Origin of the sequence: Sulfuricella sp. T08 (assembly GCF_000971475.1) — a bacterium.
In the GTDB taxonomy this organism is placed as follows: domain Bacteria; phylum Pseudomonadota; class Gammaproteobacteria; order Burkholderiales; family Sulfuricellaceae; genus Sulfuricella.
The window spans coordinates 1-1227 of the sequence record NZ_DF967577.1 but is presented as its reverse complement, the minus strand read 5'-3'; the positions used below and the strand labels follow the sequence as shown (position 1 = coordinate 1227).

Annotated in this window: 1 protein-coding gene; it reads right to left on the bottom strand. The window is 56.4% G+C overall.

All coding sequences use genetic code 11. The annotated features are described in order from the left end of the window. Positions 1 to 17: 17 nt before the first annotated feature. Positions 18 to 1165, bottom strand: a protein-coding gene (locus SCT_RS15205; protein ID WP_088178676.1) for an IS3 family transposase whose coding sequence is annotated in 2 segments (ribosomal slippage) — positions 18 to 928 and positions 928 to 1165 — 1149 coding nt in all. Because the reading frame shifts where the segments join, the coding sequence is not laid out codon by codon here. Between the last annotated feature and the right edge of the window lie 62 nt (positions 1166 to 1227).

Below are 1227 nucleotides of genomic sequence, written 5' to 3'. Positions count from 1 at the left end.
TGAATCGCCCCGCTCCACTAGACACTTTCGAGCCGGTTGAAATACTTCTTTTCGAACTCTACCGGAGAATCGCCATCGGTGTAACTGTGACGGCGTTTCGGATTGTAGAAGAGTTCGATGTAATCAAAAATATCCCGCCTTGCCTCTTCCCTGTCAGCATAGATTTTCCGACGGATGCGCTCCCGCTTCAGAAGCTGGAAGAAGCTCTCGACCACCGCATTGTCATAGCAGTTACCGCGTCGGCTCATGCTGGCCACCAAATTGTGGGCCTTCAGGAAAGACTGCCACTCATGGCTGCTGAACTGGCTACCCTGATCGGAATGGATGGTGACCGCCGATTTGGGTTGACGGCGCCAGACCGCCATCAGCAAAGCATTGAGGGGCAGATCAGTTTCCATGCGTGACTGCATCGACCAGCCAATGATCTGACGAGAAAACAGATCCAGTACGACCGCCAAGTAGAGCCAGCCCTCATGAGTTCGGATGTAGGTGATGTCGGTCACCCAGGTTTGGTTGGGCGCTTGGACATCAAACTGCTGCTCCAGACGATTCGGAGCCACTATCGCGGGCCGGCCATAACGGCTTTTGCGTCGACGATAACCGGTCTGCGAACGCAGCCCCTCAACGCGCATCAGGCGATAGACGCGATGCTTGCCGCAACGCTCACCCAGGTCTCGCAGATCCTCGGTGATCTTGCGGTAGCCATAGACCTCGCCACTTTCCAGCCAGGATTGCTTGATGAGTCCGGCAAGGCGTTGATTCTCCTGCTGCCTGGGCGATAGCGGTTCTGACCGCCAGACATAGTAGCCGCTGGGATGTACGGTCATCATTTGGCACAGTCGGCGCACGGAATGATGAGCTTCCTGGCTGCGGATGAACGCGTACCTTACCGGGATTCCTTGGCAAAGTACGCGGCGGCCTTTTTTAGAATGTCGCGTTCCTCGGTGACGCGCTTCAACTCGGCTTTCAGCCGCCGGATCTCCACCGACTGGCCCTGTTGTTCCTGCCGGGCCTCTGCCGGCAGGCTGTACTGCTTCACCCAGGCATACAGACTATGTTGGGACACCCCGATCCGCCCAGCCACATCGGTCACCGAGTGGCCCCGCTCGGTGATCTGCTTGACTGCTTCTAGCTTGAATTCTTCCGGGTAACGTTTGCTGCTCATAACACCTCCTTGTTGCCTCAAGTTTAAGGCTTAAAGGTGTCTAGCTGGAACGGGGCGATTCA